The organism is Bradyrhizobium sp. 613_E4_N2_2, from assembly GCF_052075995.1.
Taxonomy (GTDB): Bacteria; Pseudomonadota; Alphaproteobacteria; order Rhizobiales; family Xanthobacteraceae; genus Bradyrhizobium; species Bradyrhizobium barranii.
Genome location: NZ_CP197234.1, coordinates 7917343 through 7928964 on the forward strand (window position 1 = coordinate 7917343; position 11622 = coordinate 7928964).

At 64.8% G+C, this 11622-nt stretch carries 13 protein-coding genes; 9 read left to right on the plus strand and 4 right to left on the minus strand.

The window, feature by feature from the left end; all coding sequences use genetic code 11:
• The first annotated feature begins 127 nt into the window (after positions 1–127).
• The gene (locus AB7290_RS37525) at positions 128–892 is read left to right on the plus strand and encodes a 16S rRNA (uracil(1498)-N(3))-methyltransferase (RefSeq protein ID WP_085403371.1); all 765 of its coding nucleotides are present in this window, start codon (positions 128–130) and stop codon (positions 890–892) included.
• A 51-nt stretch (positions 893–943) separates the two neighbouring features.
• Here the strand turns inward: AB7290_RS37525 and AB7290_RS37530 are convergent, their stop codons facing one another.
• Positions 944–1954, minus strand: a complete 1011-nt coding sequence (locus AB7290_RS37530) for a helix-turn-helix domain-containing protein (RefSeq protein WP_135214808.1) — start codon at positions 1952–1954, stop codon at positions 944–946.
• Between the two features lie 10 nt (positions 1955–1964).
• Positions 1965–2417 carry a hypothetical protein gene (locus tag AB7290_RS37535; protein WP_223153845.1) on the minus strand — a complete coding sequence of 151 codons (453 nt, stop codon included), beginning with the start codon at positions 2415–2417 and terminating at the stop codon, positions 1965–1967.
• A 248-nt stretch (positions 2418–2665) separates the two neighbouring features.
• Between AB7290_RS37535 and AB7290_RS37540 the strand changes: the two genes are divergently transcribed.
• The 6 genes from AB7290_RS37540 to AB7290_RS37565 all read left to right on the plus strand — a co-directional run bounded on the left by AB7290_RS37540 (position 2666) and on the right by AB7290_RS37565 (position 8178).
• The gene (locus AB7290_RS37540; RefSeq protein ID WP_085403436.1) at positions 2666–2890 is read left to right on the plus strand and encodes a hypothetical protein; all 225 of its coding nucleotides are present in this window, start codon (positions 2666–2668) and stop codon (positions 2888–2890) included.
• Between the two features lie 195 nt (positions 2891–3085).
• Positions 3086–4237 carry an ATP phosphoribosyltransferase regulatory subunit gene (locus AB7290_RS37545; protein WP_028157923.1) on the plus strand — a complete coding sequence of 384 codons (1152 nt, stop codon included), beginning with the start codon at positions 3086–3088 and terminating at the stop codon, positions 4235–4237.
• A gap of 3 nt (positions 4238–4240) precedes the next feature.
• Entirely contained in the window at positions 4241–5218 is a 978-nt protein-coding gene (gene hisG, locus AB7290_RS37550; RefSeq protein WP_028153072.1) for an ATP phosphoribosyltransferase, read from the plus strand.
• Positions 5219–5303: 85 nt separating this feature from the next.
• Complete coding sequence (locus tag AB7290_RS37555) at positions 5304–6350, plus strand: glycosyltransferase family 2 protein (protein ID WP_063985621.1); 1047 nt, start codon at positions 5304–5306, stop codon at positions 6348–6350.
• Complete coding sequence (locus tag AB7290_RS37560; RefSeq protein ID WP_085403374.1) at positions 6347–7192, plus strand: ChbG/HpnK family deacetylase; 846 nt, start codon at positions 6347–6349, stop codon at positions 7190–7192. Before AB7290_RS37555 ends, AB7290_RS37560 begins: the two co-directional genes overlap by 4 nt.
• 125 nt (positions 7193–7317) lie before the next feature.
• On the plus strand, positions 7318–8178 hold the full coding sequence (locus AB7290_RS37565; protein ID WP_085403375.1) for a DUF2076 domain-containing protein: 861 nt from the start codon (positions 7318–7320) through the stop codon (positions 8176–8178).
• Between the two features lie 73 nt (positions 8179–8251).
• Here the strand turns inward: AB7290_RS37565 and AB7290_RS37570 are convergent, their stop codons facing one another.
• Entirely contained in the window at positions 8252–9067 is an 816-nt protein-coding gene (locus AB7290_RS37570) for a L,D-transpeptidase (protein WP_085403376.1), read from the minus strand.
• A gap of 314 nt (positions 9068–9381) precedes the next feature.
• On the opposite strand from AB7290_RS37570, the gene AB7290_RS37575 reads away from it, so the two are divergent.
• Positions 9382–10161 (plus strand): protein phosphatase CheZ, encoded by a 780-nt coding sequence (locus AB7290_RS37575; RefSeq protein ID WP_028157918.1) that lies wholly within the window; start codon positions 9382–9384, stop codon positions 10159–10161.
• A 208-nt stretch (positions 10162–10369) separates the two neighbouring features.
• Here the strand turns inward: AB7290_RS37575 and AB7290_RS37580 are convergent, their stop codons facing one another.
• Positions 10370–10891, minus strand: coding sequence for a hypothetical protein (locus AB7290_RS37580; protein ID WP_063985626.1), 522 nt, complete (start codon positions 10889–10891; stop codon positions 10370–10372).
• A gap of 329 nt (positions 10892–11220) precedes the next feature.
• Here AB7290_RS37580 and AB7290_RS37585 point away from each other — a divergent pair, with 329 nt between their 5' ends.
• The gene (locus AB7290_RS37585) at positions 11221–11517 is read left to right on the plus strand and encodes a co-chaperone GroES (protein WP_014491914.1); all 297 of its coding nucleotides are present in this window, start codon (positions 11221–11223) and stop codon (positions 11515–11517) included.
• Positions 11518–11622 lie beyond the last annotated feature (105 nt).

Below are 11622 nucleotides of genomic sequence, written 5' to 3' on the forward strand. Positions count from 1 at the left end.
CCCGCCGGCCCTTAACAACCCGTCGAATAGGGCAAGAGCGCGGCGCGCCGACGCACCGATTCGGCAATATTTACCCCCGAAATGGCGGCTTTCGGTTAATAACGGCGGCAAATTGGACCTTTGAACGATGCCCTCCCACGATTTTCGCGCCCCCCGCCTGTTTGTCGATGTCCCCCTTGCCCAGGACGCCAGGGTTCCGCTCGACCGCGACCAGAGCAATTATCTCGGCAATGTGCTGCGGCTGGCCGCCGGGGCCGAGGTTTTGGCGTTCAATGGCCGCGACGGCGAGTGGCAGGCCGCGATCGAAGGCCGCAAGCGGCCGGACGGCCTCGTCATCCTCCAGCAGGCCCGGCCGCAGGACCGGCTCGCCGACCTCACCTACGTCTTTGCCCCGCTCAAGCATGCCCGGCTGGACTACATGGTCCAGAAGGCCGTCGAAATGGGCGCTGCCACGCTTCAGCCGGTCCTGACCCGCTTCACCCAGGCCTCGCGGGTCAACACCGAGCGGATGCGCGCCAATGTCGTCGAGGCCGCCGAGCAATGCGGCATCCTCAGCATCGCCACGGTCGCCGAGCCGGTGCCGCTGGACCGGTATCTCAGTCAGCGCCCTGCCGACCGGCTGCTCATCTTCTGCGATGAGGCGGCGGAGGTCCAAAACCCCATTCAGAGCCTGCAAGACGCGCGCGAAGCCGGACATGACCAAGGCAGAATTGGCATCGACGCGCTGATCGGCCCCGAAGGCGGCTTTGCCGAAGAAGAGCGCGCCCTGCTGCTGCGGCAGCCGAAAATCCTGCGGCTGGCGCTGGGACCCCGGATCATGCGGGCCGACACGGCCGCGGTGGCGGCGCTGGCGCTGGTGCAGGCAGTGCTGGGCGATTGGGACGGCACCTAACCAAGCGAACCTAACGTCGATTCGCGCGCGGCGGCTCTACAGGTTCGCGCTTCAGATGACCTCTCGCTTCGACCGATGCAGGGTCTCGGACGGCAGCTCTCCGAAAGCCGCCCTGTAGCTCGCTGCGAACTCGCTCAGATGCCAGAAGCCATGGCCGATTGCGCAGGCCTTCACACTGCGACGAGCCGGGCCGGTGCGCAGCTGCTTTCGTACCGACCAGAGGCGCAAGACCCGGCTGTAGCGATGAGGGCTCATGCCGCAGATGGCCTGCGTCGCACTCTGGAGGGTCCGAACGGACACGCCCACCCGCTCTGCCAGTTCGGTCGTTTTGTGCCAGATCGCGAGATCGTGGCGGATCAATCGTTCCATCTCTGCGACGATCCGCTGATAGCTGTCCGTCGTGGAGTGCATGGGCCCGCGCTTCACGTTGGACCGAATGGCAGCATCCATTGCGGCGAACAGGGATTGTTCGACCGCCGTTCGCGACGTCGGCTCGTTCAGGAAGTCTGGATCATGTGCCGCGGTTTCAAGCGTCGTGGAAATCGAGCCATGCAGGGAGGCAAGTACTTCCGATGCCGGACTCAGCAAATGATAGCCGTCATCCAGCTGAGACCAGGGCTCGCGCTCGGGCGGGCTGAAATAGGCGACAGCCCACAAACGCCCCGCCGGCTCATAGACCAGGCAATCGGATCTCCCCTTGAGAACGAGTATGGAGCTGCCAATTGATTGCCCGTTGATGCGGGTGGAGGTCACATGGTCCATCGGCACCGCCACCGCGATGGCGTGCGCCAGATCATAACCGCGGATGATCCGCGGGAAGGTCTTCACCAGAGACAGCGTCAGGACCGGCAGGCTGAGCTGGGCACGCTTGATTGCAGTCGCCCCGGCCGACAGCGGCATGCTGGATGCGCCGACATATCTCTCACTCTCTCCGAAATGATCGATGTCGTACGATCGGAGCTCGAGAGCCGCGGATGGCTTGAGACCCTGGAACGACAGCAAGCCGTCTAATGCTGTTCTTTGCGTTCCATCGCGAGCAGTATCGAGAAGGCTTTGATCCATATCCTGCCGCTTACTTCGCCTTCCTTGTCGATGCAGCGCCCTTGGGGGCACGCAGATCATCCGGCCCGTTGATGCCGGCGCGCTTGAGATCGCGAAGCAGTTTTGTGAGCAGCAGCATATTAGTCTTCTGCAGTTCGTGATTGTTTCCAAACCTGAATGCGTTCTGCTCGGTCACGATGAGCCCGGCCTTGGTTTCGGCGAGAATCTTTCGTCTCTTAAGTCCCGTCACGCGACGGCGAACCGTCTCGAGCGGCAGGCTGAGGAAGCGAGAGAGCGCCGCGCGGGACACCCCTTGCTTGATCGCATCCGGCTCGACCGCGTGAATGCTGGAGAATCTCTCGTCCAGCGACGGATCGTTCATCACATTGATGACGTTCGCGTTGAGAATCGCATGAACGATCAGTAGGTCCAGCGGATCGAATTCGTCGTAGTGCCGGAACAGCTCGCTGATCGAAAACAGCATATAGGCCAGCGTGTGCCGCGAGACCGTCCGGATAGCGTCTGATGCATTGCGCATGAATCGAAACCAACATTCACATTGTAAGCGAAGGCAGCAGCGAACGGGTCATCCGCCATACCCAATATGAGTATGCGACGACTTGCCTGTCCTCCTCAATTTCTCAATGTGACGTTGAGCTTGCGGTTGCTGCATTGAGTCGCATGCGCGGACAAAAATCAGCGACGGGCAATGAGGCTGTCGCGCAGGACGACATGGCCATGGACGACGATGTTGCATCGGACAGGCGGCGACGCGAGGAGCTCGGGCTCATCAAGGCATTTCTCGGCATAAGGGACCCGAGCAGGAGGCAGAGAATTCTCGAGCTTGCCGAGGAGCTCGCAGATCACGCCGCGTCCGAAACCGCAGGGCTTGCGTTCGCCTCGACCGATGCATCGCTTGGCGATGCGCCCAGAGATCTCCCTGGCCAGACTGAGTGAAAACCAAGCCCTTCCCGCCCTAGGTATTAAAATACCCAAAATACCTTCTGACAGATCGCTGCGTCCCGCCTCCAAAGCCGTTAAGCGATTGATCCTTTGGAGGTCGAAACCGCTTTCGCGCCATGCTAAGGCCTGCGCCAATTCGCCTCCCTTCTTTCGCCCTGCCCGGTTCCACCGGGACGATGGACCCCTGTTATGACCGCGACTGCCACCTCAAATGCTGCCGGCTCCGCCGCCTGGGCGGATACGCTGCTCTTGTCGTTCGCGCAGGCCGGCTATGTCAGGGCCGAGCCCGCGATTCTGCAACCGGCCGAGCCGTTCCTGGACCTCTCCGGCGAGGACATCCGCAAGAGCCTGTACCTGACGACGGACCTGTCCGGCGAGGAGCTTTGCCTGCGCCCGGACCTGACCATTCCCGTCGCCCGCGACTACCTCACCTCGAGCCGCGCCGGCCAGCCGGCCGGGTTCAGCTATCTCGGCCCGGTGTTCCGCTACCGCAGCGGCCAGGCCAGCGAGTTTCTTCAGGCCGGCATCGAATCGTTCGGCCGCCAGGACCGCGCTGCGGCCGATGCCGAGATGCTGGCGCTGGCGCTGGAAGCGACCGCGGCCTTCGGTGTCCGCGATGTCGAGATTCGCACCGGCGACGTGGCGCTGTTCAACGCCCTGCTCGATGCGCTCGACCTCTATCCGGTGTGGCGCCGCCGCCTGGTCAAGGATTTCAACCGCAAGATCAGCCTGGAAAAAGATCTGGAGAAGCTGGCGGCCGCGACCACCGCGACCCGCAGCGAATATGAGGGTGTGCTGGCCGCGCTCGCCGGCTCCGACCGCAAGGCTGCGCTCGCCTTCGTCACCGATCTGATGTCGATCGCCGGCACCACCAATGTCGGGGGCCGCACCACGGCCGAGATCGCCGACCGTTTCCTGGAGCAGTCGACGCTGAAGGGCGGCGCGCTGCCGCGCGAGGCGATCGCCGTGCTCAAGCGCTTCCTGTCGATCGCGGGCAATCCCGACGATGCCGTCGCCGAACTCCGCGCGCTCACCACGGACGCGAAGCTCGACCTCAGCGCTGCCGTCGACCAGTTCGAAAGCCGGGTCGGCTTCATGGCCGCGCGCGGCATCGACGTGAAGCAGACGCGCTTTTCGACCGCGTTCGGACGCGGCCTCGACTATTACACCGGCTTCGAATTCGAGCTGCATCACAGGGGCAACGGCGCCGAGCCGCTGGTGGCCGGCGGCCGCTATGACGGGCTGATGACCCAGCTCGGATCGGCCGAGCCGATCCCCGCGGTCGGCTTCTCGGTCTGGGTCGACGCGCTGACCCGGATCGGCCGCAAGGTGGGAGCTTAAGTCATGAGCGCGCCATTCGTCCTGGCCGTTCCCTCCAAGGGCCGCCTGCAGGAAAACACCGAGGCGTTCTTCGCCCGCGCCGGGCTCAAGCTGTCGAAGGCCGGCGGTGCGCGCGACTATCGCGGCACGCTCGCAGGCCTCGACAATGTCGAGGTCGCCTATCTCTCGGCGAGCGAGATTGCTTCGCAACTGTCGCGCGGCTTTGCGCATCTCGGCGTCACCGGCGAAGACCTGGTGCGCGAGAACATCGCGGATGCCGACAAGCGCGTGTCCCTGATCGACGGGCTCGGCTTCGGCTATGCCGACGTCGTCGTCGCGGTGCCGCAGGCGTGGATCGACGTCCGCACCATGGCCGACCTCGACGACGTCACCACCGGCTTCCGCGAGCAGCATCACATGCGGATGCGGGTCGCGACCAAGTTCATCAACCTCACCCGCACCTTCTTCCAGAGCCACGGCATCACCGACTACCGCATCGTCGAAAGCGCGGGCGCGACCGAAGGCGCGCCCGCGGCCGGCAGCGCCGAGCTGATCGTCGACATCACCACGACCGGTGCGACGCTCGCCGCCAACGGCTTGCGGGTGCTCGACGACGGCGTGATCCTGCGCAGCCAGGCCAATCTGGTCGCCTCTAGGGATGCCGACTGGTCGCCGCAGGCGCGGGAGACCGCGCGCGTCATCCTCGATCACATCGCAGCAAGGGCGCGGGCCAACAAATACCGCGAGGTCCGCACCCGCTTCCAGCAATGCGACGCCGCCCTGCTCGGCGAAGCCCACGAGCGCTTCGGCGTCGAGGCCCCGTTCGGAGGGCCGACCTCGTCGGGCATGCTGACGCTGCACTGTCCGCCGGGTCAGCTCTATGCGCTGGCGAGCTTCCTGCGCGAGCATGGCGCCGAGACCGTCTCGGTGGTTTCGCTCGACTATGTGTTCGACCGGGAGAACCCGCTGTTCGCCAAGCTCGAGGCATTCCTGCGGCAGTGAGCCTCAGGTCCGTTCAGCGTAGCGACAGCAAACGGCAGCTACCATATGCTGTTGAGAACCATGGACGCCTCTGGAACCTTGATCAATGACGCTGGGCTCTGACGTTTCCGGCATGACGACCACCGCGGCCAGTGCCGCCGCGAAGGGGTTGTCGATTGTCGTCCCCGTCTACAACGAGGCGGCGGGCCTCGCCGCCCTGCACCAGCGCATCTGCGATCTCGCCAAGACCTTGCAGCAGCGCTATCGCTTGCGTTGCGAAGTCGTCTATGTCGACGACGGCAGCGCGGACGCGACGCTCTCGATCGCCCGGTCGCTGCCGGCCGACGCGGTCGACGTTCAGGTGGTGTCGCTGTCGCGGAATTTCGGCAAGGAAGCCGCGCTGATGGCCGGCCTCGACCATGCCCGGCTCGGCGCCGTGATGTTCATGGACGGCGACGGCCAGCATCCGCCGGCCCTGGTCGAGCAGCTGGTGCGGCACTGGATCGAGGACGGCTATGACGTCGTCTATACCGCCAAGGCGCATCGCGACAACGAGCCCTTCCTGCGCCGCGTCGCCGTGCGCGGGTTCTATTCGCTGATCAATTGGGGCGCGCGCCAAAAGATTCCTGAAGACGCCGGCGACTTCCGCCTGCTGTCGCCGCGCGCGGTCGCAGCGCTCAGGCAGCTGCCGGAGCGTAACCGCTTCTTCAAAGGCCTCGCGAGCTGGATCGGCTTCCGCCAAATCCGCGTCGATTACGAGCCCGCGCCGCGCACCCATGGTGTGACGACCTTCAGCGCCGCGCGCCTGCTCGGTCTTTCGATCGAAGGGGTGACCTCGTTCTCGGTGGCACCGCTGCGCTTCGCCAGCCTGCTCGGCGTCATCCTCGCCGGCGGCGCCTTCCTGTTCGGCCTCTCGATCCTCTGGGAAGTCTGGACCACGGGCAAGCAGGTGCCCGGCTATCCCTCGCTCGTGATCGGCCTGATGACCATCGGCGGCGTGCAGCTCATCATGATCGGCATCGTCGGCGAATATATCGGCAAGATCCTGTCCGAGCTGAAGGCGCGCCCGATCTACTTCGTCGCCGAGCACAGCGAAAAGCATTTCGAGACCGGGAAGGCCGACGACGCCTCGAAGAGGACGGCCGCCGAATGAGCGCGGCCGCGGGCCTGCGGCGGATCTGGCTCTGCGCCGACGATTACGGCATCAGCCCGGGCGTCAATCGCGCCATCCGCGACCTGATCGAACGCGGCCGTCTCAATGCCACCTCGGTGATGATGGTGGGACCGGCGATCGAGCGCGGCGAGATCGAGGCGCTCCAGACGGCGGCGAAAGCGAGCCCGCGCTGCGCGATCGGCTTGCACGTGACCTTGTCGGCGCCGTTCCGGCCGCTCACCATGCATTTCCGACCGCTGGACGGCGACATGTTCATGCCGTTCCCGAAACTGCTGCGCGCCGGCCTTGCACGCCGGCTCGACCGCGAATTCTTTCGCAATGAGGTCAGGGCGCAGCTGGCGGCGTTCGCGGAAGCGTTCGGGCGCGCGCCTGACTTCGTCGACGGCCATCAGCATGTGCAGCTCTATCCGCAGGTGCGCGACGGCTTTGTCGATGCGGTCAGCGAAGCCGCGCCGAAAGCCTGGGTCCGCCAGGGCGGGCGCGACCTGCCGCTCGTGCAGCGGCTGGCCTCACCAAAAGCCATGGTGCTCGATATCCTGAGCGCGCAATTCCGCCGCCGCGCCGCCAGCGCCGGCCTCAGCTTCAATCCCGGCTTTGCCGGCGCCTATGATTTTGCGCGCGAGGCCGATTTCGGCGCGCTGATGCGGCAGTTTCTGGAAGGCCTCCCCGATGGCGGCCTCGTGATGTGCCACCCCGGCTTCGTCGACGATGTCCTCACCGGCCTCGATCCGATGACCGACGTCCGCGAACGCGAGCATGCTTATCTTTCAGGCGATGGGTTTGCGCGCCTGCTGGCCGACAGCGGCGTCACGCTGGGGTGAAACCGGCGGAAAGCAAGCCGCTGGGCAGCTTGTCGCATACCGAAATTTAATCCGGCCGGCACTGTTGGGGCCACAATGGAACCCTACATCTGCCTCGCGCTTGGTTTGAGCGAGGGAGACTGATCATGACGCCGCAGGAACGCCAGCTCGTCGACGAGCTTTTCGACCGGCTTTCGAAACTGGAAAATGCACCGCGGGATCCCGACGCGATCGCCGCGATCTCCGACGGGCTGCGCAAGGCCCCCGGCGCGGTCTACGCACTGGTGCAGACCACGCTATTGCAGGACGAAGCGCTGAAGCGTGCTCATAACCGCATCCAGGAGCTGGAAGCGGCCCATGCGCCCGAGCAGGCGCAGTCCGGCGGCTTCCTCGATACCATGCGCGACTCGCTGTTCGGCGGAGGCCCCTCGCGCGGCTCGGTTCCGAACGTGCCGCCGCGTGACGCGCGGCCGGTCTGGAACACCGGTCAGGCGATGCCGCAGGCACAGCCCGGTTACGGCGCGCCGCCTCCTTATGGACAGGCCTACGGCCAAGGTCCAGGTCAAGCTCCGGGTCAGGGCTATGGCGCTCCGCCGATGGGCGGTGGCGGCGGCTCGTTCCTCGGCACGGCGGCGGCGGCCGCGGCCGGCGTCGTCGGCGGTTCGCTGCTGCTCTCCAGCATCCGCGGCATGATGGGCGGATCGCACCAGCAGGCCTTCGGCGACACCAACGCGCTCGGCGACCGCAGCGCTGGTGGAAGTCCCTGGGGCGGCAGCGACCAGTCCGGCGGCTCGCTCTCGCGCGATGCCGGTCTCAACGACATTGGCTCCAACCGCGACCGCGACGACGGTTCCCGCCAGGGCCTCACCGACCAGGCGTCGAACGACCGGGACAACAACAACGATCAGAACTACGACGACAACGACCACGACAACGGCAATATGGACATAGCCGACGACGACAGCGATTTCGGCGGCGGAGACGATGGCGGCAGCGACTACGCGTGAGGCTGCCCGATCAGCGCGACAAACAAAAACGGCCGCCCGGGAGGCGGCCGTTTTCATGTCGAGCGTCAGACGCTCACATCACCACGACCTTGGTGCCGACATTGACGCGGCCGTAGAGGTCGATGACGTCCTCGTTACGCATGCGGATGCAGCCTGAGGAGACGTTGGTGCCGATGGTCCAGGGCTCGTTGGAGCCGTGGATACGATAGAGCGTCGAGCCCAGATACATCGCGCGCGCGCCGAGCGGATTTTCCGGGCCGCCTTCCATGTGCCGCGGCAGGTCGGGCCGGCGCGCGATCATTTCCGCCGGCGGCGTCCAGTCCGGCCATTCGCGCTTGGCCGTGATCGACTTCACGCCGGACCAGGTGAAGCCGGGACGGCCGACGCCGATTCCGTAGCGCATCGCCCGGCCGTTGCCCTCGACCAGATAGAGGAACTTGTTCGGCGTATCGACCACGATGGTGCCGGCAGTTTCCTTGCCGCTATAGTCGACGGATTGCTTCTCGAATCTCGGATCGAACGGACGCTGGCGCGGATCGACCGCCTCCTGCTGGAGACCTGCGCCTTGCTGATATCCACCCTGCATCTGCGGCTCGCCCATCGGTGGCAGGCGGCGCTGGTCGTAATAGCCGGGCTGCTGCTGATAGACCGGCTGTTGCGGCGCGTAGGCCGGGCCGCGGCCGGGACCGTCACCGAACAGGAACTCGATGAAGCCGCCGCCCATATTCGCATTGGAGGCGACACGCACCGGCGCCGGCTGCACCTGCGGCTGGTAGAGCACCGCGGGCGGATCGTTCGGCACACTATTGTCGAAGGCGCTGGCGCTGTTCGCGCCGGCAATGAAGGTGCAAGCGCTGCCGAGCAGCGCGACAGACATTTTCTTGAACATCGACGTACTCTGTACTGTTTCGTCTAGATCCCATGCGTCGTGCAGAGCCGATGGCTGACCGGCGACCGCGACGTGGTCAATAAAGAGCAAAAGCCGTTTTGTTTGGTAAACGTATCAGCCGTTTCGATTCACCACGTCGCGAGCGAGGGTGCAATTTGGCGATCAGCGTTTATTTTCGATGAACGCCGCAGGCCCATGGTTAATCGCTTCCTTTCGCGCCGTCGCGTGCGGCCGCGCAACAGTTCCCGCTGTGAACCTCGTGTTAAATTGCTTCTGTCTACAAAGACGCGTGAGTGAGGTGGGGGGAGTTCCTGATGGCTATTCACCGCAAACGTTTTCGTGTCGAGGAGGCTATTGTCGGCGAGATGCCCAGCCCCGAAATGATTGAGGAGGCTGCGCCGATGCATAACGAGATCATGGCGGAGCTGCGTGCGATCCGCGCACAGATGGCGAAGGGCACCGTGCCCTTGTCCGGCAGCGCGGCCATGGCGGCGATCGACGCCTCCACCGCCCACGAGCTCTCTGAAGCTCGTACCATGCTCGATACCTACCGGGCGCAGATCGAGCAGTGCGAGAAGCTGAAGGTCGAGCTCGACCTCATCCACGACGCCATCGATCGCACCAAGCGCGAGATCGCGACGCTGCACGGCAAGAGCTTCGACGGCGGCGAAATGGCCAAGGTCAATGGCGAGCTCGGCGCGGTCGTCGGCGGCACCGAGCAGGCGACCCAGCAGATCCTCGAAGCCGCCGAATCGATCGACCAGGCGGCCAGCGCGATGTCCAAGGTGCAATCGGCCGATCAGCAGAAGCGGCTCGCCGACGACATCCAGGAACGCGTCATCTCGATCTTCGAAGCCTGCAACTTCCAGGACCTGACCGGCCAGCGCATCAGCAAGGTCATGACCACGATGAAGTTCATCGAGCAGCACATCAATGCGATGATGGAGATCTGGGGCGGCGTCGACGCGATCAAGGCCCATGTGCCCGCGCCGGCCGACACCCGCAGCGAGGACGAAAAGCTCCTCAACGGCCCCAAGCTCGCCGGCGACGTCGGCCACGCCTCGCAGGACGACATCGACGCGCTGTTCGACTGATCGGGCGCGGCATTACGGAAAAACAAAACGCCGGCGAGAGCCGGCGTTTTTTGTTTTTGGAGCATCCCCTCCACTGTCATCGCCCGGCTTGATGTTCAGCCCGGGACATGACCGGGCGATCCAGTATTCCAGAAACTGCGAGGCTAGAACCGAAAAGCCGCGGCGTACTGGATGCCCCGCCTTCGCGGGGCATGACGAAGTAGAGAGACTACGCCCTTGGCGCGCAGCGGACGTAGACCATGTTGCCGTAGCGGGTGGCGGCGTCCTTGTCGATGAAGCGGGTGATCAGGACGCGGCCGTCGAAGGAGACGATCTCGCGGTCCTGCTCGCCGGGGGTGGGCCCCGCCGGGCCGATGTAGTTCTTGCCGCTGGGCGAGCCCTTCAGCCGCAGCTCCTGCGGCGTCGCCTGGTCGGCGAGATGCATGATCACGCCGCCGGAGGAACCGGCGGTGATCACGTAGGGATTCTTGCACTGCGCCCGGGCCGCGGCCTCGGTGCGGGCACGGTCGGCCGGGTTCTGGAACGAGGCGAGACCCCAGCGGCCGACGATCTCGTCGGCGCGGATGCTCGCCGGCATTTCCGGGCCGGTGCCGGGCTCGGCCTCGGGCGGCGGCGAAGACGACGAGAACGACGGCAGGCTCATACCGCCGCCACAGGCGCCAAGCAGCAGCGCCAGGCAGGAGGCGGCCGCCAGATTGGCAACCGTGCGTGCGTGAGCTGACCTGATCATGACATTCCCCCGAGCAAACCGTCCCCCAAATGAGACCCCGACCGCATCCCTCCTGCAGCCAAGCGCAAAACCGCTGTCGGAGCAATGACGTCCTTTATACGCCAGCGCGACCAATATGTTTCTATAGACACGATCCTATATCCGCCTCACCAATCGCTTAACCACCCTTGCTTGACAGGATCGCGGCCAAGCCATATTTCCGGGCGCACTATTAGCACTCGGAAAGCCCGATTGCTAAGCGCGCCGTTCGATCCTCGGCAAGAGGGTGGACGGACGCCGCCCCTACCCACTTCCATTCCTTCCGAAGCGAGCCTCCAAAGGGAAACGTCATGGCTAAATCCAAATTTCGTCCGCTGCATGACCGTGTCGTGGTCAAACGTATCGACGCCGAGGAAAAGACCAAGGGCGGCATCATCATTCCGGACACCGCCAAGGAAAAGCCGTCCCAGGGCGAGGTCGTCGCCGTCGGCCCCGGCGGCCGCGACGAGGCCGGCAAGCTGATCCCGATCGACCTCAAGGTCGGCGACCGCGTGCTGTTCGGCAAGTGGTCGGGCACCGAGGTCAAGATCGACAACGAAGAGCTCCTGATCATGAAGGAGTCGGACATCATGGGCGTCATGGCCTAAAGCCGCCAGCCTGAACAGCCGCTGAATGTCATGCCCGGATCGCGCGATCCGGGCATTCGGTCATTCCGCAAGCGGCAGACACATCACGAAACACGAGGGATTGAA